The sequence below is a fragment of the Labrys miyagiensis genome, assembly GCF_030160835.1.
In the GTDB taxonomy this organism is placed as follows: domain Bacteria; phylum Pseudomonadota; class Alphaproteobacteria; order Rhizobiales; family Labraceae; genus Labrys; species Labrys miyagiensis.
This window is the reverse complement of record NZ_BSPC01000026.1, coordinates 143,843-170,664: the sequence shown is the minus strand read 5'-3', so window position 1 is coordinate 170,664 and position 26,822 is coordinate 143,843. Positions and strand designations below refer to the sequence as shown.

24 protein-coding genes are annotated in these 26,822 nt (G+C 62.8%); 19 read left to right on the top strand and 5 right to left on the bottom strand.

The window, feature by feature from the left end:
• Positions 1-57: 57 nt before the first annotated feature.
• The 4 genes from QQL24_RS15310 (at position 58) to glmM (ending at position 4,042) form a co-directional block, all read left to right on the top strand.
• Positions 58-1,047: a flagellar motor protein MotA gene (locus tag QQL24_RS15310; protein ID WP_284313117.1), complete on the top strand. Its 990-nt coding sequence runs from the start codon at positions 58-60 to the stop codon at positions 1,045-1,047.
• On the top strand, positions 1,047-2,084 hold the full coding sequence (locus QQL24_RS15305; protein ID WP_284313116.1) for a peptidoglycan -binding protein: 1,038 nt from the start codon (positions 1,047-1,049) through the stop codon (positions 2,082-2,084). The genes QQL24_RS15310 and QQL24_RS15305 overlap by 1 nt, the downstream gene beginning before the upstream one ends.
• Positions 2,081-2,566 carry a GNAT family N-acetyltransferase gene (locus QQL24_RS15300; RefSeq protein WP_284313115.1) on the top strand — a complete coding sequence of 162 codons (486 nt, stop codon included), beginning with the start codon at positions 2,081-2,083 and terminating at the stop codon, positions 2,564-2,566. Before QQL24_RS15305 ends, QQL24_RS15300 begins: the two co-directional genes overlap by 4 nt.
• A gap of 135 nt (positions 2,567-2,701) precedes the next feature.
• Positions 2,702-4,042 (top strand): phosphoglucosamine mutase, encoded by a 1,341-nt coding sequence (glmM, locus tag QQL24_RS15295; RefSeq protein WP_284313114.1) that lies wholly within the window; start codon positions 2,702-2,704, stop codon positions 4,040-4,042.
• A gap of 155 nt (positions 4,043-4,197) precedes the next feature.
• Here glmM and QQL24_RS15290 read toward each other — a convergent pair whose 3' ends face one another.
• Positions 4,198-4,986 (bottom strand): 2-keto-4-pentenoate hydratase, encoded by a 789-nt coding sequence (locus QQL24_RS15290; protein ID WP_284313112.1) that lies wholly within the window; start codon positions 4,984-4,986, stop codon positions 4,198-4,200.
• A 123-nt stretch (positions 4,987-5,109) separates the two neighbouring features.
• Between QQL24_RS15290 and QQL24_RS15285 the strand changes: the two genes are divergently transcribed.
• Positions 5,110-5,586 (top strand): hypothetical protein, encoded by a 477-nt coding sequence (locus tag QQL24_RS15285; RefSeq protein WP_284313111.1) that lies wholly within the window; start codon positions 5,110-5,112, stop codon positions 5,584-5,586.
• Positions 5,587-5,661: 75 nt separating this feature from the next.
• Here QQL24_RS15285 and QQL24_RS15280 read toward each other — a convergent pair whose 3' ends face one another.
• Both QQL24_RS15280 and QQL24_RS15275 read right to left on the bottom strand, forming a co-directional pair.
• The gene (locus tag QQL24_RS15280; protein ID WP_284313109.1) at positions 5,662-6,423 is read right to left on the bottom strand and encodes an ABC transporter permease; all 762 of its coding nucleotides are present in this window, start codon (positions 6,421-6,423) and stop codon (positions 5,662-5,664) included.
• Positions 6,423-7,373 carry an ABC transporter ATP-binding protein gene (locus QQL24_RS15275; protein WP_284313108.1) on the bottom strand — a complete coding sequence of 317 codons (951 nt, stop codon included), beginning with the start codon at positions 7,371-7,373 and terminating at the stop codon, positions 6,423-6,425. The genes QQL24_RS15280 and QQL24_RS15275 overlap by 1 nt, the downstream gene beginning before the upstream one ends.
• Positions 7,374-7,525: 152 nt before the next feature.
• Here QQL24_RS15275 and QQL24_RS15270 point away from each other — a divergent pair, with 152 nt between their 5' ends.
• The 7 genes from QQL24_RS15270 to serA all read left to right on the top strand — a co-directional run bounded on the left by QQL24_RS15270 (position 7,526) and on the right by serA (position 17,059).
• The gene (locus QQL24_RS15270) at positions 7,526-8,266 is read left to right on the top strand and encodes an outer membrane protein (protein ID WP_284313107.1); all 741 of its coding nucleotides are present in this window, start codon (positions 7,526-7,528) and stop codon (positions 8,264-8,266) included.
• Positions 8,267-8,478: 212 nt separating this feature from the next.
• On the top strand, positions 8,479-9,540 hold the full coding sequence (locus tag QQL24_RS15265; protein ID WP_284313105.1) for an ABC transporter ATP-binding protein: 1,062 nt from the start codon (positions 8,479-8,481) through the stop codon (positions 9,538-9,540).
• A gap of 479 nt (positions 9,541-10,019) precedes the next feature.
• The gene (locus QQL24_RS15260; protein ID WP_284313104.1) at positions 10,020-11,690 is read left to right on the top strand and encodes a type 2 periplasmic-binding domain-containing protein; all 1,671 of its coding nucleotides are present in this window, start codon (positions 10,020-10,022) and stop codon (positions 11,688-11,690) included.
• Between the two features lie 147 nt (positions 11,691-11,837).
• A complete protein-coding gene (locus tag QQL24_RS15255; protein ID WP_431310691.1) occupies positions 11,838-12,956 on the top strand; it encodes a carbohydrate ABC transporter permease in 1,119 nt (372 codons plus the stop codon).
• Positions 12,957-12,972: 16 nt separating this feature from the next.
• Positions 12,973-13,899 carry a carbohydrate ABC transporter permease gene (locus QQL24_RS15250; RefSeq protein ID WP_284313103.1) on the top strand — a complete coding sequence of 309 codons (927 nt, stop codon included), beginning with the start codon at positions 12,973-12,975 and terminating at the stop codon, positions 13,897-13,899.
• A 276-nt stretch (positions 13,900-14,175) separates the two neighbouring features.
• Positions 14,176-15,372, top strand: a complete 1,197-nt coding sequence (locus tag QQL24_RS15245) for a phosphoserine transaminase (protein WP_284313102.1) — start codon at positions 14,176-14,178, stop codon at positions 15,370-15,372.
• Positions 15,373-15,469: 97 nt separating this feature from the next.
• Positions 15,470-17,059 carry a phosphoglycerate dehydrogenase gene (gene serA / locus QQL24_RS15240; protein WP_284313101.1) on the top strand — a complete coding sequence of 530 codons (1,590 nt, stop codon included), beginning with the start codon at positions 15,470-15,472 and terminating at the stop codon, positions 17,057-17,059.
• A 326-nt stretch (positions 17,060-17,385) separates the two neighbouring features.
• Here serA and QQL24_RS15235 read toward each other — a convergent pair whose 3' ends face one another.
• Positions 17,386-17,628 (bottom strand): hypothetical protein, encoded by a 243-nt coding sequence (locus QQL24_RS15235; RefSeq protein WP_284313100.1) that lies wholly within the window; start codon positions 17,626-17,628, stop codon positions 17,386-17,388.
• A 100-nt stretch (positions 17,629-17,728) separates the two neighbouring features.
• Here QQL24_RS15235 and QQL24_RS15230 point away from each other — a divergent pair, with 100 nt between their 5' ends.
• Entirely contained in the window at positions 17,729-18,586 is an 858-nt protein-coding gene (locus QQL24_RS15230; protein WP_348536457.1) for a type 1 glutamine amidotransferase, read from the top strand.
• A 193-nt stretch (positions 18,587-18,779) separates the two neighbouring features.
• Here QQL24_RS15230 and QQL24_RS15225 read toward each other — a convergent pair whose 3' ends face one another.
• Positions 18,780-20,264, bottom strand: coding sequence for a mannitol dehydrogenase family protein (locus QQL24_RS15225; RefSeq protein ID WP_284313096.1), 1,485 nt, complete (start codon positions 20,262-20,264; stop codon positions 18,780-18,782).
• Between the two features lie 421 nt (positions 20,265-20,685).
• Here QQL24_RS15225 and QQL24_RS15220 point away from each other — a divergent pair, with 421 nt between their 5' ends.
• From QQL24_RS15220 to QQL24_RS15195, 6 genes are all read left to right on the top strand, one after another.
• Positions 20,686-21,459 carry a ferredoxin--NADP reductase gene (locus QQL24_RS15220; RefSeq protein ID WP_284313095.1) on the top strand — a complete coding sequence of 258 codons (774 nt, stop codon included), beginning with the start codon at positions 20,686-20,688 and terminating at the stop codon, positions 21,457-21,459.
• Between the two features lie 322 nt (positions 21,460-21,781).
• Positions 21,782-22,228: a MarR family winged helix-turn-helix transcriptional regulator gene (locus QQL24_RS15215; RefSeq protein WP_284313094.1), complete on the top strand. Its 447-nt coding sequence runs from the start codon at positions 21,782-21,784 to the stop codon at positions 22,226-22,228.
• Positions 22,229-22,423: 195 nt separating this feature from the next.
• On the top strand, positions 22,424-23,380 hold the full coding sequence (locus QQL24_RS15210; RefSeq protein ID WP_284313092.1) for a sugar-binding transcriptional regulator: 957 nt from the start codon (positions 22,424-22,426) through the stop codon (positions 23,378-23,380).
• Positions 23,381-23,681: 301 nt separating this feature from the next.
• Entirely contained in the window at positions 23,682-24,956 is a 1,275-nt protein-coding gene (locus tag QQL24_RS15205) for an ABC transporter substrate-binding protein (protein WP_284313194.1), read from the top strand.
• Positions 24,957-25,089: 133 nt separating this feature from the next.
• Positions 25,090-25,956, top strand: a complete 867-nt coding sequence (locus QQL24_RS15200) for a carbohydrate ABC transporter permease (RefSeq protein WP_284313091.1) — start codon at positions 25,090-25,092, stop codon at positions 25,954-25,956.
• Positions 25,957-25,959: 3 nt separating this feature from the next.
• Positions 25,960-26,790, top strand: a complete 831-nt coding sequence (locus tag QQL24_RS15195) for a carbohydrate ABC transporter permease (protein ID WP_284313089.1) — start codon at positions 25,960-25,962, stop codon at positions 26,788-26,790.
• The last annotated feature ends 32 nt before the right edge of the window (positions 26,791-26,822 follow it).

The following is a 26,822-nucleotide window of genomic DNA, read 5'->3' as shown; positions in this document are numbered from 1 at the left end:
ATAACCGTCCCTGCTAGGGAAGGCATTGAATGAGACGAGTTCGAGCGGCGTGGTGCGATGGCAAGAGACCTTGATCCCTACAAGCTGTCTTCCCCACGGATCTTTTTCGTCCGTATGCTGGTCTTCCTGATCCTGGCAGCATGCGTGGTGACGCCGCTCTACCAGCAGCTCTTCATCGCCTTCATGGCCAATCCTTTCCTCAATGGCCTGATCATCTTCACGATGCTGCTCGGCATCGCCTTCGGCTTCCGGCAGGTCATTCGCCTCATCCCCGAGGTGCGCTGGGTGAACGCCTACCGCCTGCGCGATCCCGGCCTGGAACTGCGCGACCAGCCGGTGATGCTGGCGCCGATGGCAACCCTCCTCGGCGACAAGATCGGCCGGCGCTCCATCTCGCTCTCGACCCTGCGCTCCATCCTCGAATCGATCGGCATGCGCCTCGACGAGCAGCGCGAGATCTCGCGCTATCTCACGGGCCTGCTCGTCTTTCTCGGCCTGCTCGGTACCTTTTGGGGCCTGATCGAGACCGTGGGATCGGTCGGCAATGTCATCAATTCGATGTCGGTGGGCGGCAGCGATGCCTCCACCGTGTTCGAAGGCCTGAAAAGCGGCCTCTCCGCCCCGCTCAAGGGCATGGGCGTGTCGTTCTCGTCCTCGCTCTTCGGTCTTTCCGGCTCGCTGATCCTCGGCTTCCTCGACCTGCAGGCCGGCCAGGCGCAGAACCGCTTCTATACCGAGCTTGAAGACTGGCTCGCCGCCACCGTCACGGATATCGAGGCCGAGGGTCTCGCCCGCGGCGGCTCGGATGCCGAGATGGCGGCGATCAAGTCCGCGATCGAGCGCATGGCCGACGGCTCGCGCGACGGCGGCTCCGGCCGCAACGCCACTGCCGCCATGGCGCAGCTTGCCGAAGGCATCCAGGGCCTCGTCCAGCATATGCGCTCCGAGCAGCAGATGATCCGGGATTGGGTGGAAAGCCAGGCCGAGCAGCAGCGCGACATCAAGGCCGTGCTGCAGCGCCTGACGCAAGAGCGTGAGAGGAACTGATGGCGCTCAGTCGCGGCCGCCGTCGCACCGAAGGCATCAATTACTGGCCGGGCTTCGTCGACGCCCTGTCGACGCTGCTCCTGTCGATCATCATGATCCTGTCGATCTTCGTGCTCGGCCAGTTCTTCCTGTCGCAGGAGGTCACCGGCAAGGACGAGGCGCTCAACCAGCTCAATGCCCAGGTGGCCGAGCTCTCGCAGCTCCTGGCACTGGAGCGCTCGAACGAGCGCAATGCGCAGGAGCAGTTGTCCGCGCTCAACGCCAGCCTCGACAAGTCCAACAGCGACAAGACCCGGTTGCAAGGCCTGCTCGATGTTGCGCAGGCCGACGCGGCCGCTGCCAACGCCAATAGCGGGCAGGTCCAGCAGGTCCAGGGCGAGCTCGACAACCAGAAGCGCCTGTCAGGCCAGGCCCTGGCGCAGGTTGACCTCCTCAACCAGCAGATCTCGGCCCTGCGCCGCCAGATCGCTGCGCTGGAACAGGCGCTCGACGCCTCCGAATCCAAGGACCGCGAAAGCCAGACCAAGATCGCCGATCTCGGCTCGCGTCTGAATGCGGCCTTGGCCCAGCGCGTGCAGGAACTTTCGCGCTACCGCTCCGACTTCTTCGGGCGCCTGCGCGACGTGCTCGGGAACCGGCCCGACATCCGCATCGTCGGCGACCGTTTCGTCTTCCAGTCAGAGGTGTTCTTCCAGGCTGGCCAGGCCACGCTGCAGCCCGAGGGCAAGGCCGAGATCGACAAGATCGCCGCCGCTTTGCTCGACCTGCAGGACAAGATACCCAACGACATTCCCTGGGTGCTGCGGGTCGATGGTCATACCGACGACCGGCCGATCAACTCGCCGCAATTCCCATCCAACTGGGAGCTTTCGGCCAGCCGCGCCATCGCGGTGGTGCAATATCTGATCTCCAAGGGCATCCCGGCCCAGCGGCTGGTGGCGGCCGGTTTCGGCGAATTCCAGCCGATCGACACCTCCGGTACCGACGAAGCCCGCAACCGCAACCGACGCATCGAATTGAAGCTGACGGAGCGATGACACAGTCTTTCGTCACCCTCCGGGCGGCGGAGCCCCAGGACGAACCAGCCCTGCGGACCCTGTGGTGCGACACCTGGGCCGCTACCTACCCCGCCTTCGACTACAAGGTGCGCTGGCCGACTATGTGGCTGAAATGGCAGGAGCTGAAGGCCGAGATCTATGTCGCCGCGCGGGGCCGCGACATCGTCGGCCTGCTGGTGCTGGCACCGGTGAGCGAACAAGTCCTCCTGCTGGAACAGATCACCCTGGCACTCACCGAGCAAGGCTCCGGCACGGCCCATCTCCTCATGACCATCGCCAAGCAGAAGACCCCCTCGCTCCTCAAGCTGTCGGTGAATGCCTTCAACAAAAGGGCGATCCGCTTCTATGAGCGCGAGGGTTTCGTGCGCACCGCCAGCGGGGTGAACGTCGCCTTGCCTTCAACAAAAGGGCGATCCGCTTCTATGAGCGCGAGGGTTTCGTGCGCACCGCCAGCGGGGTGAACGTCGCCTCCGGGCTGACGACTTATGACTATGAGTGGCGGCGGTCCCAGCCCCTGTTACGCTTGCAAATAAATTTTGAAACATTTGGTGAGAGGCTTCTGGCATAATTGGTTCAGGAAACCTCGAGGTTGATCGATGAGTCGCAAATATTTCGGCACGGACGGTATCCGTGGCCGAGCCAACAGTTTCATCACGCCTGAACTCGCCATGAAGGTCGGCATGGCCACGGGCCTCGCCTTCCAGCGCGGCGAGCATCGCCATCGCGTCGTCATCGGCAAGGATACCCGCCTCTCCGGCTACATGATCGAGAATGCCCTGGTCGCCGGCTTCACTGCCGTCGGCGTCGACGTGATGCTGCTCGGCCCGATGCCGACGCCGGCCGTCGCCATGCTCACCAATTCGCTGCGCTGTGACATCGGCGTGATGATCTCCGCCTCCCACAACGCCTATGACGACAACGGCATCAAGCTGTTCGGCCCCGACGGCTTCAAGCTCTCGGACGAGACCGAACGCTCGATCGAGGCCCTGATCGACACCGATCTTGCCGCCAGGCTCGCTGGCTCGCGCGATCTCGGCCGCGCCCGCCGCATCGACGACGTGCGTGCCCGCTATATCGAATTCGCCAAGCGCACCCTTCCCCGCCAGATGCGCCTCGATGGGCTGCGCGTGGTGGTCGATTGCGCCAACGGCGCCGCCTACAAGGTCGCCCCCGAGGCGCTGTGGGAGCTTGGCGCCGACGTGATCCCGATCGGCGTCGAGCCTGATGGTTTCAACATCAACAAGGACGTCGGCTCCACCGCGCCGGACGCTCTTTCCCGCAAGGTGCGCGAATTGCGCGCCGATATCGGCATCGCCCTCGACGGCGACGCCGACCGCGTGGTGATCGTCGACGAGAAGGGTCATGTCGTCGATGGCGATCAGTTGATGGCCGTGGTCGCCTCGGCTTGGCAGGATGACGGGCGTCTCACCCAGCCCGGCATCGTCGCCACCGTGATGTCCAATCTCGGCCTCGAGCGCTATCTCGGCGGCCTCGGCCTGATGCTGGAGCGCACCGCCGTCGGCGACCGCTACGTGCTCGAACGCATGCGGGCGCAGGGCTACAATGTCGGCGGCGAGCAGTCCGGCCACATCATCCTTTCCGACTTCGCCACCACGGGCGATGGCCTGGTCGCCGCGCTGCAGGTGCTGGCGGTTTTGAAGAAGGCCGACAAGCCGGTGAGCGAAGTCTGCCACCGCTTCGACCCGCTGCCGCAGATCCTGAAGAATGTGCGCACGCGCGGCGGCAAGGTGCTGGATGATCCCAAGGTCGTCACCGCCATCGACGGCGCCCGCAAGCAACTCGGCGATAGCGGCCGCCTGGTCATCCGCCCTTCCGGAACCGAGCCGGTGATCCGCGTGATGGCCGAGGGCGATGACAGGAAGCGCGTGGAGAGCGCGGTGGACGATGTCATCGAGGCGATCTCCACGGCGGCGTAGCTGCTGGGAGTCCCCCCAGGTGCGCGGACATCTTGTCCGCACCTTGAACCTCGACATCTCAGAAAAAGGCAAAGGGCGGATCCGCATGATCCCGCCCCTTCTGTTGATCATTTCGTTTCCAAGAGGCGGACAAGATGTCCGCGCACCCGGGAAGGTTACGCCGCCGTCCGCGCTCCCAGCAGCACTGTCAGCGGCGGCACGCCCACGCAAACCGCCTCCGCCACCTGCCCGATCTCCAGCGGATGGACGCCGGTGGTGGCGCCAGCCGAAATCACATCGCCCTTTCCCAGGCCCCGTCCACGGGTGGCAAGATGATTGGCCAGGAAGAGGCAGGCATCGAGCGGCCCGCCATTGGCGCCAACAGCCGCACCCTCGCCGATCAGCTTGCCGTCGATACGCATCTGCGTCTTCAGGCCTTCGAAACCGTCTGTTCTCCAGCCGGGGATTTCCGCGCCGATCGCGATGGCGGTGTTGTTGCCGAAGTCGGAGATGACCGCCATCGGGCCGATATCGTTGATGGTGGGCAAGGGCGAGCCGGCGATCTCCATCGCCACATGCGCGCTGGCGAGATAAGGCAGCAGTTCCGCCAGTGTCCAGGGCGCCGGCCGGGGCGCGATGTCGGCGCCGACGACAAGGCCGATCTCGGTTTCCACGGCGATGAAGCCGCCGCGGATGACCGGCACTTGCGCAACGGCGCCCGGCGCCACGCGGTAGACGCCCCTGGAAAAGACGGGCCCCGCCAGCCGGGCAGCGAGGAAGCGCTCGCGCAGATCCGGATGGATGGAGGCGACCTTCCAGCCGGCGACTGCGTCGGGCCACAGGCCGATCGCCTCTTCCTGGATGGCGTAGGCGTCAGCGAGGGTGTCGGGCAGGGTGCCGGGGAAATCCGGGAGAGGGCGAGCGTCCCGGCGGGCGACGTGAAAGCGTTGGGCAATGGATGGCATGTCGTCTGGTCTACCTGCTTTTGTTCAGCCCGCTCTGTCTATGATAACCAACAAGCCATTGCATCCCTCGCAGCCTTCTGCCAGTAACATTACGTTACGTTAACATTCGGCGGGGAGCTGCGCGTGAATTTTGTATATAAGATCGTAACCATGGGGGCATTGGCTCTCGGCGTCGCCAGCTGCGAAACCACCGGGACCACTTACGGCCCGCTGCAGCAGTTGCCAAATGGCTCCTTCATTCTCACGACGGACTTCAAAGCCGACGCTGACAGAACCAACAAGGTCATTTTCATCGAGGACATGAAACCGGATTGCACTTTCAGAGATTACCCGCCCGTCACTGTCACAGAACAGCCTTCGCATGGCACCCTCACGATCCGCAAAGCCAAGGACGTGCCAACCGCTCCGCCTTATGACGCGCTTCAGCCTGCATGTTATCGCAAACCTGTCGAGGGAATCCTCGTGGAATATACTCCGGCACCTGGCTATACCGGGTGGGATCATTTCGCCTATCAGATGGCTGCGAAGGAAAACTCCACGTCCACCGCTTATCTTCCTGGGGTCTTCATTCGACATGTCCGAGCAGTTACAGTGCAGTAGACCGATGAGTAGATCCGAAAGCGACAATGCGATCGCTCTCGGGTCTTGATCCATCTGCTCTTGGATAAGTCTAGACTACGCCTTGATGCGGTACCCCGTCCTAAAGATCGCCACGATGGCGATCACGCAGAGCGTCATGAACACCAGCGTCATGCCCAGGCTCACGCCGACATCGACATCCGAGACGCCGTAGAAGCTCCAGCGAAAGCCACTGACGAGATAGACCACCGGATTGAACAGCGTGATCTTCTGCCAGAGTTCGGGCAGCATCGAGATCGAGTAGAAGCTGCCGCCGAGAAAAGTCAGCGGCGTGATGATCAGCGTCGGCACGATCTGCAGCTTTTCCCAGCCGTCCGCCCACACGCCGATGATGAAGCCGAACAGGCTGAAGGTCACCGAGGTCAGGATCAGGAAGGCGATCATCCAGACGGGATGCTCGATCGAGAAACCGACAAAGAGCCGTGCGGTGATCAGGATGATGAGACCGAGCAATATGGATTTGGAGGCGGCCGCACCGACATAGCCGACGACGATCTCGACCACCGAGACGGGCGCCGACAGCACTTCATAGATCGTGCCGATGAATCTCGGCATGTAGATCCCGAAGGAGGCGTTGGAGATGCTCTCCGTCAGGATCGCCAGCATGATCAGGCCGGGGACGATGAAGGAGCCATAGCTGACGCCATCGACCTGGTTCATATGGGCGCCGATGGCCGAGCCAAAGACGATGAAGTAGAGCGAGGTCGAGATCACCGGCGAGGCGATGCTCTGCAGGAGCGTTCGGAAAGTGCGCGACATCTCGAAGATGTAGATCGCGCGGATGGCGTGGAAATTCATCAATGCGCCCCCACCAGGCTGACGAAGATATCCTCCAGCGAGGACTGGCTGGTTTGTAGATCCTTGAAGCCGATGCCGCTTTCGCCGACATCGTGGAGCAGGCGGGCGAGCACTTCCGGATCATCCTTGGCGTCGAAGGTGTAGATGAGCTGGTTGCCATTATCGGCGATGTCGAGGCGGTAGGAGGCGAGCGCCGGCGGCACCGTCTCCAGCGGCTGCTGCAAAGTCAGCGTCAGCTGCTTCTTGCCGAGCTTGCGCATCAGTTCGACCTTGTCCTCGATCAGGATGATCTCGCCCTTGTTGATGACGCCGATGCGATCGGCCATCTCCTCGGCTTCCTCGATGTAATGGGTGGTGAGGATGATGGTCACGCCGCTCTCCCGCAGGCCCCGCACCATCTCCCACATGTCGCGGCGCAGCTCGACGTCGACGCCCGCCGTCGGCTCGTCCAGGAACAGGATGCGCGGCTCGTGCGAGAGCGCCTTGGCGATCATCACACGGCGCTTCATACCCCCCGACAACGTATTGATCTTGCTGTCCTTCTTGTCCCACAGCGAGAGCTGGCGCAGGATCTTCTCGAGAAAGGCCGGGTTGCGCGGCTTGCCGAACAGGCCACGGCTGAAATTCACGGTGGCCCACACCGTCTCGAAGGCATCGGTGGACAATTCCTGCGGCACCAGGCCGATCTTGGTGCGGGCGGCGCGGTAGTCCCGAATGATGTCGTGGCCGTCGGCGATGATGGTACCGCTCGACGGGTTGACGATGCCGCAGATGATCGAGATCAACGTCGTCTTGCCGGCACCATTGGGGCCAAGCAGAGCGAAGATCTCGCCGCGCCGCAAGGTCAGGTCGATGTTCCCGAGGGCCCGGAAACCCGTCTTGTAAGTCTTGCTGACGCCCGAAACGCGGACGATGGCGTCCTCGGCGGACGGGGTATTATTGGCTTTCATGGTGCCTCCCCGCGCGGATGTGGCGTCTTTCGCGCGCGAACGCAACCTCATTCACGATTTATTAGGGTTAACAAAGGTTTAAGAAATCTCGCTCACAGTGGTGTTCAAACACGTGAAGTGAGTCGCCGACAAGGGCGGCTGGGAACCCCCGAATGCGCCGCCTCGCCTGGCCCTTCCTCGCCACTCTTGCCGTCCTTGCCGCGCCGACGCTGGCACAGGCCGGCCTGCTGCCGCCCCTGCCGGCGCTCGACGAGACCGGCAGTCTCGATGACGGCGATAGCGGCGCCAACTGGTATCTGCGTGGCAGCGCCGGCGTGAGCCTGCCCGCCAGCCCCTCGCTGCGGCCCTATACCGTGCCGGGCGTCGCCACCAGGGGCGAGGTTTTGCATGCCGGCTGGGCCGTGGGCGGCGCCGTCGGCTATCAATGGGGCTGGCTGCGCAGCGACATCTCGCTCGACTATCTCGGCCGCCGCGACTTCTCCGAGCGTTTCACCGGCGCCTGCGGCACGGGTTGCAGCGGCACGCTCAAGGGCGAGTTCAGCGCCGTGCCCGTGCTCGCCAATTTCTATTACGACATCGGCACCTGGAAGGGCCTCACGCCCTATCTCGGCGCGGGGCTCGGCGTGGCCCACCTGCACTGGGACGACCTGAAGCTCGCAGGCCAGTGCAACGGTCCCTGCCCCGCCGCTTCGGGGGAGGGCCACTGGCGCTTCGCCTGGCAGGTCGGCGCGGGCGTAAGCTATGCGGTGAGCGAGAAGGTTACGGTCGACGCCGACTACCGCCTGCTCGATCTGGGTAAGGCAGGTGCCGGCTCGACGGCCACAGGCAGTGTCGCGGCCGACACGATCTGGGACAACGAGCTGCGCATCAGCTTGAGATACAAGCTGAATTGAGCGTGGACGGGGGAGGCCTTCCTGGGACCGCAGGCGTCTCGCCTGCCTCTTCCCATCCGGCGGGCATTCCGGTTCCAAGAGCAGGCGGGACGCCTGCGGTCCCAGGAATCGGCCGGTGGTTCCTGCGCTCGATCTGCATACCCTTGCCGGATGGCGAACTCTTCGGCTACCAATCCCTTGTCTGACGAATTTGCCTTACAAGGAAACACACTATGGCCTCCGTGGATGTCATCGACGTCAAGAAATCCTACGGGGCCCAGAAGGTCATTCATGGGGTCTCGATCGCCATCAAGGATGGCGAGTTCGTCACCCTGGTCGGCCCGTCCGGCTGCGGCAAGTCCACCTTGCTGCGCATGATCGCCGGGCTGGAACCGATTTCCGAGGGCGGCCTCAAGATCGGCGAGCGCTTCGTCAACGACCTGCCGCCGCGCGACCGCGACATCGCCATGGTGTTTCAGAGCTATGCGCTCTATCCGCACAAGACGGTGGCGGAGAACATGGGCTTTGCCCTCAAGATCCGAAAGACGCCGAAAGCCGAGATCGACGAGCGGGTGAGGAAGGCCGCGGAGATCCTCGACCTCGGCCCTTATCTCGCCCGCTATCCGCGCCAGCTCTCCGGCGGCCAGCGCCAGCGCGTCGCCATGGGCCGTGCCATCGTGCGCGCGCCGCAGGTCTTCCTGTTCGACGAGCCGCTCTCCAACCTCGACGCCAAGCTGCGCGTGCAGATGCGGGCCGAGATCAAGGAACTGCACCAGCGCCTGAAGACCACGACCATCTATGTCACCCACGACCAGATCGAGGCCATGACGATGGCCGACCGCATCGTGGTGCTGCATGACGGCATCATCGAGCAGATCGGCTCCCCGCTCGAGCTCTATGACCGGCCGGCCAACCTGTTCGTCGCCGGCTTCATCGGCTCGCCTGCCATGAACATGATCAAGGGCCGGCTTGAGTCCAGCCCCTCGCCCCATTTCGTCACCGATGACGGCATGGAGCTGCCGGTTGCCGGCATCCCCGCCGGTGGCGAGGGCAAGCGCGTCATCTATGGCATCCGCCCCGAACATTTCACGCTCGGCGGCTCGCTGCAGGCAAAGGTCGTTGTCGTCGAGCCGACGGGCTCGGAGACGCAGGTCTTCGCCCATATCGGCGAACAGAAGCTGCTCGGCGTATTCCGCGAGCGCGTGACGGTCGGACCGGGCCAAGTGCTGGCGCTGACGCCGGCTGTGGAAGCGGTGCATCTGTTCGACGCGGAGACGGGCCTGCGCTTGAACTGAGGCAGGCAAAGGGGCAATGGGGCGGATGCCCCTTCGATACATTGGTCAGACCTATCGCTGATGTTATCCTGCATAGGGAGCGATGAACGCCGAAGTTCAAATGCCGGCGCCTTACAACTATCGAGATAACCTGCAAGAAAATGGCGGAATACCCTTCATCTGACGATAGCTTTTACTGGGATACAAGCCGAATAATCTCGCGTGATCCACGATCTCGACAGATTGTTCGTACGTATCGCATCCCTCTCTATAAGAGAGATTGAAATATACCGGGCTGTCCAATTCAGCGCCTGGAGCGACCCGGCAATTGCCAGTCGCAGATTTACTGAGAAGCGCGTACTATTTTGTTGACAGCGGCGGAGGCTGCTTCCTAGCATCCACGCGCTCGAAAAACACCAGGGATCGCGGCTCAAAGCCGCCTGCCGTGTCAAGTGCGGCCAATAACAAGAACGAGCTGTATCGAAACGGGAGGATTTGACATGAGACTGGATGATTACAAACGTTTCCTCGCCCTCCAGGCGAGCCGCCGTTCGCTCCTGAAGGGAGCCGCCGGCGCCGGAGCCCTCGCGGCCTTTGGCGGTCTGGGTGCAGGCAGTGCCATAGCCCCCGCCATGGCGGACGAGGCGAGCGACCTGCGCACCAAGATCCTGCAGATCCCGGGTGTCGGCAAGGGTTCGCCCACGGATGCGGACTGGCAGAAAGTCGGTGAACTCTGCCTCGGCGCCACCAAGGCGAATATCAAGGAAGGCGAGTTCGCGGGTGTCGAGCTCTCCTTCATGGGCCTCAACAACCAGAACCTGCATAATCTGCTGTTTCGCGGCTTCCTGAAGCCTTGGGAGGCCTATACCGGCGCCAAGATCACCTGGATCGACCTTGCGCAGGCCGACTACACACCCCGCCTGCAGCAGTCCATCGCTACCGGCACGGTCGATTTCGACATCCTCGAAATGGGCGCACCCTTCGAAGGCGATGTCTGCGGCAAGGGCCTGGCCTCGGAGATGCCGGACTGGGTCAAGAAACAGATCGACATGGACGATCTGGTCAACTATCTCAAGCCCCCCGTCGGCACCTGGGACGGCAAGCAATATCGCGTAACTATCGACGGCGACACGCATAATTTCAATTACCGCACCGACTACTTCAAGGACGAGGCGCTTGCCAAGGCCTGGAAGGATGCCGGCAACACCACCGAATGGACGGTGCCCAAGACCTGGCAGCAGGTGCAGGCGGTAACGAAATTCCTCAAGGGCAAGCAGATCGGCGGCCAGGATGCCTATGGCTATCTCGACGCCTGCAAGGCCTGGGGCGGGTTCGGCTTCTACTTCCTCGGCAGCCGCGCCAGCGCCTATGCCAAGCATCCCGACGACAAGGCCTGGCTGTTCGACGTCGACACCATGAAGCCGCGCGTCAACAATCCAGCCTGGGTGCGCGCCATCCAGGACGTGATCGACGCCCTACCGTCGGAACCGGCCGACCAGCTCAATGCCGACCCCAACACCACCGGCTTCCAGCAGTTCCTCGGCGGCACGGGTTCGATGTGCGCGTGGTGGGGCGATATCGGCTCCAACGCCAAGACCAACGACTCGTCCGTCATTGGCGACAAATGCGGCTTCGACATTCTGCCGGGCTCCGACGACGTCTACAATTCCAAGAAAGGTGCCTGGGAGAAACTGCCGAGCGGCCCGAACTATGCGCCGAATCTGGCCTATCTCGGCTGGGGCGTCTATGTCATGGCCCGCGTCGACAAGGACGAGAAGAAGCACAAGGCCGCCTGGAGCGCCGCGGCTCATCTCGGCGGCAAGGACCTTGCCCTGTGGACGGCCGTCTATCCCTCCGGCTTCCAGTGCTACCGCAACAGCCAGGGCCACATCGACGAGTGGGTGTCGGCCGGCTACGAGAAGGACTTCATCTCCAACTATCTCGCCTCGCAGTTCAACTCGTACAATCATCCGAACGGGGCGATCGAACCGCGCATTCCCGGCATCTTCCAATATTACAGCCTTGCCGAGGACATCCTCGCCAAGACCTTCGCCGGCAAGCTCAAGGCCCAGGAAGGCGCCGACCAGATCGCCGCGGCCTGGGAGAAGCTGACCGACCAGATCGGCCGCGAGAAGCAGATCGCGCTCTACAAGGCCTCGCTGGGGATGTAGCTGGGAGCGCGGACATCACAGCGACATGCTCGCATGTCGCGATGTCCGCTCTTCCTCGCTGATGCCTCAAACACTTGAGAGTGGGCGCAGCCACGATATCAGCGCCCACCCTTTCTTCCGAACGCTCCGTTTCCAAGAGCGGACAGGATGTCCGCACTCCCAGGGAACTCGATGTCGCAGTCTTCGACCTACATCCCCTCCTCGATCTCGAGCGGGCGCCTGATGGCCGGGCGCGCCCTCATCGGCGGCGCCTCTCTCCTCTTGATCGCCGCCGCCCTCCTGCAATTCCTGCACGAGAATCAGGGCCTTGCCTTCGGCTTCGCCAATTGGCGCCCGGTGCTCTACGTCTTCGTGCTGTGGTCGATCGCGCTCGGTGTCGGCCAGGTGCTCATGCGCGGGGAGGCGGGCGAGCAGGCGCTCTTCATCCTGCCGGCGGTGCTGTTCACCGTGGCGATGGTGATCTTCCCCACTTTGTTCGGGCTTTACATCGCCTTCACAGACTGGAACCTCAGTTCCTTTGCCGGTCAACGCTTCAACGGCATCGACAATCTCGTCACGCTCTTTCACGACGCCGATTTCTGGAATGCGCTGCTCAACATGGTCTTCTACGTGCTGATGGTGTTCGTGGAATACGCCATCGCCTTCGGCCTTGCCTTGCTGCTCAATGCCGAAATCAAGGCACGCAAATTCTTCCGCGTCGCCTTCCTCCTGCCCTTCATGCTGAGCCCCGTGGCGGTGAGCTGGATGGTCGGCAAGTCGATGATGGAATATCGCTACGGCCCGGTGGCCCGGTTGATGCGCGACATCGGCTGGAAGAGCCCCTCCTTCTTCACCGACCCCTGGATCGCCCGTCTCAGCATCGAGGCGATGGATGCCTGGGTCTCCATTCCCTTCCTGATGATCCTGCTGCTCGCCGGCCTCCAGGCCCTGCCCAAGGAGGTGATGGAGGCCTCCAAGATCGACGGCGCCTCGGGCTGGCAGCAGTTCAAGGAGATGATCTTCCCCCTGATGCTGCCCGTCAGCGTCACCGCCATCGTGCTCAGGATCATCTTCAAGCTGAAGCTCGCCGACATCGTGATCAACACCACCTCCGGCGGCCCGGGCGGCGCCACCGATACGGTGTCGAGCTTCATCTATCGCGAATACCGGGATCGCTCGAATGTCGGCTACGGCACCATGCTGGCGATGTTCTATCTCGTGGTGATCATCCTCTTCGTCACCATGCTGCTGAACTTCGCCAGCCGCTTCATGCAGCGCAGCAGTTGATCGGGAGGGATGGATCATGGCCAATACCGCTGCCGCAGCTCCAATCGCCCCGCCCCGCGACACCGCCTTCAAGGCGACCGTCGTCCTCAGCCGCGTACTGATCTATGGCGCGCTGGTCCTGTGGGCGTTCATCTGCCTGTTCCCGATTTACTGGACGCTGTCCACCTCGATGAAATCGGCCGTCGATGTCACGCAGGGCCATCTTCTGCCATGGCTCGACTTCCAGCCGGACTGGAAGGGCTGGCGCTCGCTCGGCCTGTCGCCCGATACGATCTTCGCCACCTCGACGGCGCGCGATGAATTCCTCGCCCGCTTCACCAACAGCGTGATCACCTCGCTCGGCGCCTCCTTCCTCGCCGTGGTGATCGGCTCGCTCGCCGCCTATGGCCTCAGCCGCTTCCAGTACAAATTCGCCTGGATGCGCAACCGCGACATCTCCTTCTTCTTCCTGTCGCAGCTGATCCTGCCGCCCGTGGTGCTGGCCCTGCCCTTCCTGGTGCTCTATCGCGAGCTTGCCTTGCTCGACTCCAGGATAGGCCTGATCCTGCTCTACACGCTCACCGTGCTGCCGATCGTGATCTGGATCATGCGCGACCAGTTCGACACCATCCCGACCGAACTCGACGAGGCGGCGCTGGTGGACGGTCTCTCGCTCTGGGGCGCCTTCTGGCACATCATCCTGCCCATCGCCCTGCCCGGCATGGTGGCCGCCTTCATTCTCTCGCTGGTGCTGTGCTGGAACGAATATTTCTTCGCGGCGCTGCTGACCTCCTCGGACGCCAAGACGCTGCCGGTGATGGTGGCGAGCCAGACGGGCTCGCAGGGCATCAACTGGTGGTCGATGGCCGCCCTGTCGACGACGGCAATCGCGCCGCTGGCGGTGATCGGGATCTTCCTGGAGCGCTACATCGTCAAGGGCCTGACGGCCGGCTCGGTGAAGTAACCCTGGGATCGCAGGCTTCCAGCCTGCTCTTGGTGCCGGTGTGATCTGGGAGCGCGGACGTCTCGTCCGCTCTTCCCTTCCTGCAGGCGACGCGTTTCCAAGCGCGGACGTCCTGCGACACTCACTTGAGTGTCGCAGGACGTCCGCGCTCCCAGAAAAATATCCTGCACCCGACCATCGAAAGTCTCTTGACGTCATCCTCGGCAGCGCGCATACGGGCGGCGGGACATTCCTCCCCAACGAGGGACGCCCATCTGCGAGGATGGAGACATCGCGATGACTATGCCTATGCCGGCGGCCGAGACCGCTGTTGCCACGACGCCCGCTATCAAGCCTGCCGTGGTGAATTTCTCTTCCGGCCCCTGTGCCAAGCGCCCTGGCTGGACCCCCGACGCCCTCAAATCCGCTGCTCTTGGCCGTTCGCACCGTGCGAAGATCGGCAAGACCAAGCTCGAGCAGGCCATCGAACTGACGCGCGACGTGCTGGGCGTGCCTGCCGATTACCGCATCGGCATCGTGCCGGCTTCCGACACCGGCGCCGTGGAGATGGCGCTGTGGTCCCTGCTCGGCGCCCGCGGCGTCGACATGCTGGCCTGGGAATCCTTCGGGTCCGAATGGGTCACCGATGTCGTCAAGCAGCTCAAGCTTGCCGATGCCCGCGTCTTCAAAGCCGGCTATGGCGATCTCGTCGACTTCAGCCAGGTCGATACCAGGACGCGTGACGTGGTCTTCACCTGGAACGGCACCACCTCCGGCGTGCGCGTGCCCAACGCCGATTGGATCCCCGCCGACCGCGAGGGCCTGACCATCTGCGACGCCACCTCGGCGGCCTTCGCGCAGCGCCTCGACTGGCCCAAGCTCGATGTCGTCACCTTCTCCTGGCAGAAGGTGCTGGGCGGCGAGGCAGCCCATGGCATGCTCATCCTCTCGCCCCGTGCAGTCGAGCGCCTGGAGAGCTATACGCCGGCCTGGCCGCTGCCGAAGATCTTCCGCCTCACCAAGGGCGGCAAGCTGATCGAGGGCATCTTCAAGGGCGAGACCATCAACACGCCCTCCATGCTCTGCGTGGAAGACTATCTCGACGCACTGAACTGGGCCAAGGCCGTGGGCGCCCTGGACGGGCTGATCGCCCGCGCCGACGCCAATCTCGCCGCCATCGAGCGCTTTGTCGAGAAGACGCCCTGGATCGATTTCCTCGCCAAGGATGCGGCTACCCGCTCCAACACCTCGGTCTGCCTCAAGGTGGTCGATCCCAAGGTGGCGGCGCTCGACGCCGACGGCCAGGCGGCCTTTGCCAAGGTGCTCTCCTCGGCCATCGAGGCTGAGAAGGCCGGGCTTGACATCGCTTCCTATCGCGACGCCCCGCCAGGCCTGCGCATCTGGTGCGGCGCCACGGTCGAGACCTCGGATGTCGAGGCCCTTATGCCTTGGCTGGAATGGTCGTTCCAGAAGGCGATTGCCCAGTTGGGCTAACTGGGAGCGCGGATGTCCTCGTCCGCTCTTCCTTTCCCTCACCGACATCGTTTCCAAGAGCGGACGAGACGTCCGCGCTCCCAGTAGAGAGCTCCCCATGCCCGCCCCCAAGGTTCTCATCTCCGACGCCCTGTCCCCCGCCGCCGTGCAGATTTTCAAGGATCGCGGCATCGAGGTCGATTTCCAGCCCAATCTCGGCAAGGACAAGGACAAGCTGGCCGAGATCATCGGCAATTATGATGGCCTCGCCATCCGCTCGGCCACCAAGGTCACCTCGGCGATCCTGGCAAAGGCCACCAATCTCAAGGTGGTGGGCCGCGCCGGCATCGGCGTCGACAATGTCGACATCCCCTCGGCCACGGCGCGCGGCGTGATCGTGATGAACACGCCCTTCGGCAACTCCATCACCACCGCCGAGCATGCCATCGCCATGATGTTCGCGCTGGCCCGCGAGATCCCTGCCGCCGATGCTTCCACCCAGGCCGGCAAATGGGAGAAGAACCGCTTCATGGGTGTCGAGATCACCAACAAGGTGCTCGGCATCATCGGCTGCGGCAATATCGGCTCGATCGTCGCCGATAGGGCGGTCGGCCTCAAGATGCGGGTCATCGCCTTCGATCCCTTCCTCAGCGCCGAGCGTGCACTGGAGCTGGGTGTCGAGAAGGTCGAGCTCGAGGATCTCCTGGCGCGCGCCGAAATCATCACGCTGCACACGCCGATGACGCCGCAGACCAGGAACATCCTGTCGCGCGAGGCCCTGGCCAAGACGCGCAAGGGCGTGCGCATCATCAACTGCGCCCGGGGTGGCCTGCTCGACGAGGAAGCGCTGGCCGAACTCCTGAAATCAGGTCATGTCTCCGGCGCCGCGCTCGACGTCTTCGTCGAGGAGCCGGCGAACGCCAATCCGCTGTTCGGCCTGCCCAATGTCGTGTGCACGCCGCATCTCGGCGCCTCCACCACCGAGGCGCAGGAGAATGTCGCCCTGCAGGTGGCCGAGCAGATGTCGGACTACCTCCTGCGCGGCGCCATCTCAAACGCGGTGAACTTCCCCTCCATCACGGCCGAGGAAGCGCCGCGCCTGAAGCCCTTCATCTCGCTTGCCGAGAAGCTTGGCTCCTTTGCCGGCCAGCTCACCGAGACCGACATCAAGACCATCCGCATCATCTATGAGGGCGACGTCGCCCACATGAAGATCAAGGCCCTCACCAGCGCCGCGGTGGCCGGCCTGCTGCGCCCGATGCTCGCCGACATCAACATCGTGGCGGCCCCGAGCGTCGCCCGCGAACGCGGCATCGTCATCGAGGAGACCACGCGCGAGAAGACCGGCGACCATGATTCGCTGATCACGCTGGAGGTTGAGACCGAGGCCCTCACCCGCGCGGTGGCCGGCACCATCATCGCCGGCACGAAGCCGCGCATCGTGCAGATCAAGGGCATCAATGTGGAAGCGGACCTCTTGCCGCGCATGCTCTACATCACCAATCACGACCGCCCCGGCTTCATCGGCCGCATCGGCACCGTGCTGGGCGAGAACGGCATCAACATCGCCCACATGCAGTTCGGCCGCGATTTCGAGGGCGGCAATGCCATCGCGCTGGTGGGCATCGACCAGGCGGTAAGCGAGCCGCTGCTTAAGGAGATCAACACCATCCCCAACGTGGTGCAGGTGAAGGCGCTGACCTTCTGAGGGGCGAAGAAGACCGGAGCACCGAGCAAGGCTGCGCCCTTGGTGTGCCGACCTCCAGATCGGCACCCTATCCTCAAACGCGCCGCTTACATGCCGACCTGGAGGTCGGCACACCAAATCGCGCTTCTCCAGACAAGGCGGGGCACAAAAGGCGTTCCTGGGACCGCAGGCGTCTCGCCTGCCCTTGGAAACGCTGTGGTTCAAGATGCAGGCGAGACGCCTGCGGTCCCAGGAACCTCTCCGATGTCGCGCCCTTCTTTCCTACCTCAGCCACCGCAATCCTGCCGAATGCCAAGGCGGGCCCGCCACGAAGAATCGGCGCAGCCCTATTTCCACCCCCGACCCGACTCGTCGGCGCAACCATAGGGTGGCAGAGTCTTGCCGCCGAAGGTTTCTTTCAGCCGACCGCAGCCGTAATCATGCAAGGGCCCGGGCAGCGTGTTGTTGAGGTCGATGCCGATTTCGTCGAAGGGCGACTGCGTGTTCGAGATGTAGCCATACCACTGGTAGCCGACCACGCCGACTGCGGCCACCACAGCTGCCGCGACAATTGATAGCAAACGCTTCATTTTCATGCCTCCATGCCTATCTTGTATGGAGCATTACTCTTTTCCCGCGTGGAGCGGGCTGCTAAAGCCTTCCACAACAAAGCATGATTTCAGGTGTGTGATGCGTCTCCTCGTCGTCGAAGGCAATGTGCGTGCTGCGCGTGAACGTCACCGCGCAACCTATGGCCTCACTCCCTCCGAATCCTACTCGGCCGTGCTCAAGAGCCTTGCTCCCGATGCGATCTGTGACATCGCGCTGCCGGCGGACGAGGGCGCCAACCTGCCGGACGCCTCGGGCCTCGAGAGCTATGACGGCGTCGTCATCACCGGCTCCGGCCTCAATATCTGGAAGGCCGAGCCCGAATCGATGCGCCAGGTCGAGCTGGCGCGCGAGGTCTACAAGTCCGGCACGCCCTTCTTCGGCTCCTGCTGGGGCCTGCAGGTCGCCACGGTGGCCGCCGGCGGTTCGGTGCGCGCCAATCCGAGGGGCCGCGAGGTCGGCATCGCCCGCGACATCACGCTGACGCCGGAAGGGCGCGACCATCCGCTCTACCAGGGCAAAGCACCCATCTTCACCAGCCCCTGCGTGCATGGCGACGAGGTGGAAGCCCTGCCCGATGGCGCCATCGTGCTCGCCGCCAATACGGTCAGCGATGTGCAGGCCGTCGATATCAGCCATGATGGCGGACGCTTCTGGGGCATCCAGTACCACCCGGAATTCTCGCTGAACGAGCTGACGGTGATTCTGCGCCGCTACAAGCCGACGCTGCTCTCCGAGGGCTTCTTCCGCGATGGCGAGACGGTGGACCGCTATCTCACGGATCTGGAGGCACTGGTGGCCGACAAGCGCCGGACCGATATCTCCTGGCGCTACGGCATCGGCCCGGACATCCTGGATTCCAGCCGGCGGCTGAAGGAAATCGAGAACTTCATCGAGTTCCGCGTCAAGCCGGTGCTGTCGGAACGCGGAAGAGCCTGATCTGGGAGCGCTCCCTGGGAGCGCGGACTTCCAGTCCGCTCTCGAAACGACACCGATAAAAAAAAGGGGCGCTGCCAGTGGTTTTGGCAGCGCCCTTTTTAGGTTGCGGCTCGACGCGGACGCCGCAACTTTTTGAAATGCCTTCGTTTCAAGAGCGGACTGGAAGTCCGCGCTCCAGGAAAACGCTCCCCGCTCAAGCCGTCTCGGCGAGCAGCGCTTCCAGCGTCTGGCCCACCGAAGTCGCCTGGATCGAGGCGACATAGCCGCCATAGGCCTTGGCGAAGGCAGCGTGATCGGCAAGGCCGAGCTTCTCGAACGGGCTGGTACGCAGGAGGTCGATGGGGTTGCCGCCGCGAAGGAGCGTCCAGTCATTCTCGGTCAGGCGCGGCTCGACCACCTCGAAAGACTCGCCCTTGTCGTCCTTGCCTTTGAGATAGGCACCGAAACAGGCCAGGAAGAAGGCCTCGCGGCGGATGTCGCCGCCATCCTCGACCAGCATCTCGATCGTCCGGGAATGGAAGACCGGGATCTTGGCCGTGGTGTCGAAGGCGATGCGCAGGAGCTGGTCGTTGATGGCGGGGTTGGAGAAGCGCTCCAGCACGGCCTTCTTGTAGGCTTCCAGCGAGACGCCCTTCGGCCCTTCGATGCGTGGAATGGCGTCACGGTCGAGGAAGGTCTCGAGCAGGCGATAGAGCCGGGTGTCGCCGAGCGCCTCATGCACGATGCGGTGGCCCAGCATGATGCCGGGCATGGCCAGCAGGATGTGCGAAGCGTTGAGCATGCGGCCCTTCATGAACTCGAAGGCCGGTACGTCGTTGCGCAGCTCGACGCCGACTTCGCCAAAGGGCGGGCGGCCGGCGCGAAAATCGTCCTCCAGCACCCACTGGATGAAGGTTTCGCCGAGCGCCGGGACGGCATCGTCGATACCGCTGCGCTGGTTGAGGCGGTCGCGCGCGGCTGGCGGGACCTGCGGCGCGATGCGGTCGACCATCGAATTGGGGAAATCGACATTGGCGTCGATCCAATCGGCCAGCGCCGCGTCCTTGCCCCTGGCGAAGGAGACGATGGCCTTGCGCGCCGTGTCGCCATTGTGGCGGAGATTGTCGCAAGACATTACGGTGAAGGGGGCGATGCCCTCACCGCGGCGCCGGCGCAGCGCCTCCACGATGTAGCCGAAGGCCGTGCGCAGCGGGCCGCCGGAAAGGTCGTGCGCCACGTCGGGGGTGTCCAGCTTGAAGACACCAGTGGTCTCGTCGAGATTGTAGCCGCCTTCCGTGATGGTGAGGGAGACGATCCTGGTGCCGGGATTGGTCAGGCGTGCCAGCACTGCTTCCGGATCCACAGGGGCGTGCAGATATTCGACCATGGCGCCGATCACGCGGGTGGAGGCGGATCCATCGGGCGCATATTCGGTCACGGAATAGAGGCAGTCCTGGCCGCGATAGGCTTCGGCCTTGGCCTGCGTACCGGGATTATCGAGCAGTTCCACGCCACAAATGCCCCAGCCTTCATTGCCGGGCCGGTGCAGGCAGCGGTCGACATAGACGGCCTGGTGCACGCGGTGGAAATTGCCCAGTCCAAAATGCACGATGCCCGGGCGCACGGCCGAGCGGTCATATTTGGGAATGGCGATCGAAGCGTCGAGGCTTCCAAGGGACAGTTGGGAAAGCTTCTTCAAGACAGTCTCCATGATGACAAATGCCGGCAAGCCGGCAACGGTCACGAGGTCTGATGGCATCGGCGAATGCCGGCCGCAGCCTCTTCGTTTCAGTGATTCTTCCAATACCGGGAAAGGAGCTGCCCCTCCTCTCCGCGGCATGCCGGACGGCACTTGGCCGTGTCCGTGACCTGAGGCCTCGGCCCGCAAGCTTCTCTAGATGCTCCTTCTTTCGGCCGTTTTGCAAGAGCTTGTTCGCAGCCTTGGCACGAATCGCCTGTCAAACTCGTTTGTACACAAACGAATTTCTGCTATGGGTGGAACCGGCAAACGTGGATCGGTTCTAATTCACGCAAATTCACGTTTATTTATTTGATTGCCAGATTGTTAGCGTATATCTGCACTGCGATATGAGAGACGAGCGAGTGGCGAGGCAGCCAGCATGAGCAATTTCAACGAGGAAAAGGTCCTGAGCGTCCATCACTGGACCGAGACCCTCTTCAGTTTCACCACGACGCGCGACCCCGGCTTTCGCTTCGAGAATGGCCAGTTCACCATGATCGGCCTGCCGGTGAACGGCCGTCCGCTGCTGCGCGCCTACAGCCTTGTCAGCGCCAACCACGAGGACACGCTGGAATTCTTTTCCATCAAGGTGCAGGACGGGCCGCTTACTTCCCGCCTGCAGCACCTAAAGGAAGGCGATAGCATCATCGTCGGCCGCAAGGCCACGGGCACGCTGCTGCTCGATAATCTCAAGCCAGGCCGCTATCTCTACCTCGTCGGCACCGGCACCGGCCTCGCCCCCTTCATGAGCCTGATCAAGGATCCCGAGACCTATGGGCGCTTCGAGAAGATCATCCTGATCCATGGCTGCCGCCAGGTGCAGGAACTCGCCTATGGCGAGCGCATCACCCATGAGTTGCCAGCCCATGAGTTCCTCGGCGAGAGCGTGCGCGACCAGCTGATCTACTATCCGACCGTGACGCGCGAGGCCTTCCGCAACACCGGTCGCATCACCGACCTCATCAAGTCCGAGAAGCTGTTCGAGGATATCGGCCTGCCGCCGCTCGACGTCACGCTCGACCGGGTGATGATCTGCGGCAGCCCGGAAATGCTGCGCGACCTCAAAGCCCTGCTCGAAGAACGCGGTGCGGTGGAGGGAAATCACGGCGAACCCGGTGATTTCGTTATCGAAAAGGCTTTCGTCGACCGCTGAAGCGTTTTGCGATTTGCCGGCATCGGCAAGAAGCGCAAAGACGCGTTGAAACAAAGAGCTAGAGCAAAGCAGCGTTTACGCTTAAAAGCGCTTTGCTCTCGTGCAGGCTAGCCTTGCCCCGAGTGAATACCATCAGCTCTCGTTATTGGCTCATTAGCGTGGAATAGCGCTGTCATTCCCGGCAGGGCCGAAGGCCGTGGGAAGGGGATGTGGAGGCCAAAGGTCTCAGTCCTTTCGGGGATGCCAGGTCAAAGCCAAGAGCTGACGGTATAGATCGACGTACCGCCGGCGATGCCGGCGCCTTTCTCTTGCGGAAGACAACGTGGCTGAATTCGACACCAAGCTGCCTGAAGCGGCAGCGGATTACGTGCTGGATGACCAGGTCGGCTTCATCCTCAGGCAGGTCTACCAGCGCCACGCCGCCCTCTTCGCCGAGCGGCTGGGGGAAGACCTCACGCCAATGCAATGGGCCGTGCTCGCCAAGCTCGCCGAGCTCGGCACTTGCAGCCAGAACATGCTGGGCCGCCTGACGGCAATGGACGTGGCGACCGTCAAGGGCGTGGTCGAGAGACTGGCTCGGCGCGGCCTGATCGAGGCGAGGCCGGATGCGGACGACCGCCGCCGCCTGGTGCTCTTCCTTTCCCCCGAAGGGCAGGATCTCTACGCCCGCCTTGCAGCCGTAGCGAGGCAAGTATCGCATCTGACCTTGGAACCGCTCGACAAGGCGGAGCGCCAGGCGCTTCTCGGCCTCCTGAAGAAGCTGCGCTGATCAAGCCCTTGAAAAACGGGCAGTCGCCATGAGGTCCCAAGGCCCTGCCAGGGCAGGGCTTTTGCCCCAAAGCGGAAATAAATCGATTGCCCCCGCCAATCCTCCGCTTGCGCTGTGCTCTGATGAATGCATTCTATTGGGCAAAACTGGGCGTTCGCGTGCGACCTGGGCAAATACTCACAAGGGTGGACTGGAATGAGCGACCTGGGCGATCTGCAAAGCCGCAAGCTCGACCTCGCGACCAGGGCGGCGTGGCTGTACTACATCGATGGCGCGACGCAGGATGAGATCGCCACGCAGTTCGATATCTCCCGCCAGAGTGTGCAGCGCCTCATCGCCATGGCGGTATCGGAGCGTGTGATCGAATTCCGCATCCAGAGCCCGGTCGCCGAGTGTACGGCGCTGGCCCAGCAGCTGCGCCAGCGCTACGGCCTGTCGATCTGCGAGGTGGTGCCGAACGGCCTGCACGACCCCCTCGGCGCGGTGGGCCTGGCCGCCGCCCAGATCCTGGAAACCCAGTTCGGCCAGCGCGGTTCGGGCGTCTTCGGCTTCTCCACCGGCCGCACCTTGCTGCGCATGGTGCGGGAGATCTCGGCCCGTTCGCGCCCGGAACTGAAGATGGTTTCGATCGTCGGCAATGCGGCGCGCGACGGTTGCGTCAGCCCCTTCGAGATCGCCATGCGCCTCGCCGACAAGCTGGGAGCAAAATGCTACCCCCTGCAGATGCCGGTGCTCGCTGCCACCGTCGAACATTGCGAAGCCTTGAAAAGCCAGCCGGTTCATAAGCTTCTGCGCGAAATGGTAGAGACGGCACGCGCCGTCTATGTCGGCGTCAGCGACGTCACCTGGGGCTCGCCGATCCAGCAGGACGGCTTCGTGCTGGAGTCCGAAATGCGTTACCTGATCGAGAACGGCGCCATCGGCGAAATCGCCGCCTGGCCCTATGACAAGGATGGCCGCATCCTGCAGAACGACTATACCGACCGCCTGCCGGGCTTCCGGCCAGACCGGCTGGCGCGGTTCGTCCCGGTGGTCGGCGTCGCCGCCGGCCAGCGCAAGATCATGCCGATCCGCGCCGCGCTGAAGGGCGATCTCCTCTCCGGTCTGATCACCGACGAGCAGACCGCCGCAGCCTTGCTCGAACAGCCCTGACCAGCCTGCCATCCTCTGTTTGAGCCATACCGGGATACCGCCAACGCGCACGCGCGATGGTGGCCGGTGCACGCGCGATAGAGCCTTTGGGCGAATGCCCAGCCTTGCCCTCCCTGCCCTGATTTTGCTGCAGTGCATACAATGTTGTTGCATGCAACCGCTTGACATTCTCCCTAACCGTTGAGAACATGCCCGCGTCTTGGGCGTCTGCTCAATGCCCAATAAGCCGATCAAACGGCATCGCACTTTCTCACGGGAGGTTTTGGTGAAGACTGCAAATACCCTAATTGCATTGGCGGGCATGCTCGCCTGCAGCGTTTCTTTCGCTTCGGCGGAAACGCTGACGATCGCCACGGTCAACAATGGCGACATGGTTCGGATGCAGAAGCTTTCGTCCGAGTTCACGAAGGCCAATCCGGACATCACCCTCAACTGGGTCACGCTCGAAGAAAACGCGCTGCGTGAGAAGGTCACCCAGGACATCGCCACCAAAGCCGGCCAGTTCGACGTCCTCACCATCGGCACCTATGAGGTTCCGATCTGGGCCAAGAAGGGTTGGCTGGTTCCCCTCGACAAGCTCGGCGACAACTACGACGTCAACGATCTGATCAAGCCGATCCGCGACGGCCTGTCTTCCGACGGCAAGCTCTACGCGGCGCCGTTCTACGGCGAGTCCTCGATGATCATGTATCGCAAGGACCTGTTCGACAAAGCCGGCCTGAAGATGCCGGAAAGCCCGACCTGGGATTTCGTGGCTGACGCCGCCAAGAAGCTGAAGACCGCCGACACCTACGGCATCTGCCTGCGTGGCAAGGCCGGCTGGGGCGAGAACATGGCCTTCCTGACCGCCATGTCCAACTCCTTCGGCGCCCGCTGGTTCGATGAGAACTGGAAGCCCCAGTTTGACTCCCCGGAATGGAAGAACACCCTCACCTTCTACGTGAACCTGCTCAAGGACGCCGGCCCGCCGGATGCTTCCTCGAACGGCTTCAACGAGAACCTGACCCTGTTCAATCAGGGCAAGTGCGCCATGTGGATCGACGCCACGGTGGCCGCGGGCTTCGTGACCGACAAGGGTCAGTCGACGGTGTACGACAAGGTCGGCTTCGCGCTGGCTCCGAACACGGGCCTCGGCAAGAATGCCAACTGGCTGTGGGCCTGGTCGCTGGCCGTGCCTGCCGGTTCGCAGAAGACCGAGGCGGCCGAGAAGTTCATCGCCTGGGCGACCAACAAGGACTACTCCGCTCTCGTCGCCAAGACCGAGGGCGACTGGGCCAAGGCTCCTCCCGGCACCCGCACCTCGCTTTATGACAATGCGGACTACCAGAAGGCGGCTCCCTTCGCTCAGCTGACGCTCGACTCCATCATGTCGGCTGACCCGACCAAGCCGACCGTCAAGCCTGTTCCCTATGTCGGCGTGCAGTTCGTCGCCATCCCCGAGTTCCAGGGCATGGGCACCCGAGTGGGCGGCCTGTTCTCCTCGGCTCTGGCTGGCTCGACCTCGGTCGACGATGCTCTGTCGCAGGCTCAGACCGATGTGACCCGCACCATGACCAAGGCCGGTTACATCAAGTAAGACTTCCTCCCAGGACGGCCAGTTTCTGACCTTCCTGACACTGGGCTGCCCCGGATCTCTCATAACCGGGGCAGCCTCTTTCAATATCAATTAGAAATCGCCCAAGGTTTCGGTCTATGGGGAGGACCAAGAGATGGCAACGCAGCAAACGCGTGTGCTCGCCAGGGTCGCCGTTGCACCTTCAGTGTTGATGCTTTTCATCTGGATGATCGTGCCACTCGTCCTGACGATTTACTATTCGCTGAACAATTACACGCTCGATGATCCGACGAACTTCTACTGGAACAGCTTTGCGAACTACAAGTTCTTCCTGACCGATCCTGCCTTCGTCAAATCCTTCGTGGCTTCGCTGGAGATCGTGATCAGCGTTCTGGTCATCACCGTGGTTGGCGGCATCCTGATCGCTCTCCTGATGGACCAGCCCTTCGCGGGCCAGAGTATCGTGCGCCTCATGGTGCTGGCACCCTTCTTCGTGATGCCGACCGTGGCCGCGCTGATCTGGAAGAACCTTTTCATGAACGCCGATGGCGGCCTGCTGACCTGGGTCTCGCAAGTGCTGCATCTGCCCGTCGTGGTCTGGTTCACCAATTATCCGCTGATCTCGATCATCATCATCGTGGCCTGGCAGTGGCTGCCATTCGCCACCCTCATCCTGCTCACCGCCATCCAATCGCTGGATGAAGAGCAGAAGGAAGCTTCCCAGCTCGACGGCGCCAAGCCGTTGTCCTACTTCTTCTACATCGTGCTGCCGCATCTCTCGCGTGCCATCACGGTGGTGATCCTGATCGAGACGATCTTCCTTCTGAACATCTTCGCCGAGATCAAGGTGACCACCAATGGCAGTTTGAACACGGCCAACCTGCCCTTCCTGGTCTACCTCACCGAGGCGGGCGACCATGACATCGGCTCGGCCTCGGCTGGCGCTCTCGTCGCGGTCGTGCTGGCGAACATAGTCGCCTTCTTCCTTATCCGCATGATCGGCAAGAATCTGGAGGCTTGAGAAATGGCGCGCGCAGTCTCTACTCAACGCAAGGCCGTCGTGACCGCTGCCGCCTGGCTGGTCGGCTTCCTGATCTTCTTCCCGATTCTCTGGATGGTGATCACCAGCTTCAAGACCGAAGGCGAGGCCGGCGTCCTGCCGCCGAAGTTCATCTTCTTCACCTGGACGCTGGAGAACTACCGCAACATCTTCATCGAATCGAACTATATCCGGGCAGCGCTCAACTCGATCTTCCTGTCGCTCGGCTCCACCATCCTCGGCCTGCTCTTCGCCGTTCCCGCTGCCTGGGCCATGGCCTTCGCACCGGGCAAGAAGACCAAGGACCTGTTGATGTGGATGCTCTCCACCAAGATGATGCCGGCGGTCGGCGCTCTGATGCCGCTCTTCCTGCTCTTCAACAGCTGGGGGCTGCTCGACAGCCGCTGGGCCGTGATGGTGGTGCTCTTCCTGATCAACCTGCCGATCGTGGTGTGGATGCTCTACACCTACTTCAAGGAAATCCCTGGGGAGATCCTTGAGGCGGCCCGCATGGACGGTGCTTCTCTATGGCGCGAGATCATCTACGTCCTCACGCCGATGGCCGTGCCGGGCATCGCCTCGACGCTGCTGCTCAACACCATCCTCGCCTGGAACGAAGCGTTCTGGACCCTGAACCTCACCACCTTCGACGCCGCGCCGCTGCCGCAGTTCATCGCGGGCTACTCGGCCAAGATGGGCTTGTTCTGGGCGACCTTGTCAGCCGCTTCCACACTCGCCATTCTGCCGATCGTGGTCCTTGGTTGGTTCTCGCAGAAGCAGCTTGTCCGTGGCCTGACATTCGGTGCGGTGAAATGATGCAAAACAACACTATTAATTGGGGAGTTGCG